This window comes from Halomonas sp. ND22Bw (assembly GCF_003011945.1).
In the GTDB taxonomy this organism is placed as follows: domain Bacteria; phylum Pseudomonadota; class Gammaproteobacteria; order Pseudomonadales; family Halomonadaceae; genus Halomonas; species Halomonas halophila.
The window spans coordinates 1-292 of sequence record NZ_PXWD01000588.1 but is presented as its reverse complement, the minus strand read 5'-3'; the positions used below and the strand labels follow the sequence as shown (position 1 = coordinate 292).

The following is a 292-nucleotide window of genomic DNA, read 5'->3' as shown; positions in this document are numbered from 1 at the left end:
GGGCGGGGTGGTCCATTCCGCCGTCTCGGCCATGCAGGCCCTGGGCGCCGAACCGCGCCGCATCCTGGCCGTTGTCGGCCCGTGCATCGCGCCTGCCAGCTATGAGGTCGGCGCGGATTTCGAAGAGCGCTTCGTCCACCACGATCCCGGCAGCGACCGCTTCTTCCATCCCGGCGAAATCGACGACAAGCGCCAGTTCGACCTGCCCGGCTTCGTCGCTATCACCCTGGGCATGGGCGCGGTGCTGTTCTCGCTGAGCCGGGTGGACACCCTGGCCGACCTGGGTCAGGCC

1 protein-coding gene is annotated in these 292 nt (G+C 69.5%); it reads left to right on the top strand.

What is annotated here, in order from left to right; all coding sequences use genetic code 11:
- Positions 1 to 292: laccase domain-containing protein (locus tag CVH10_RS19500; protein WP_181244533.1), on the top strand; the 292-nt coding region annotated here is incomplete at both ends.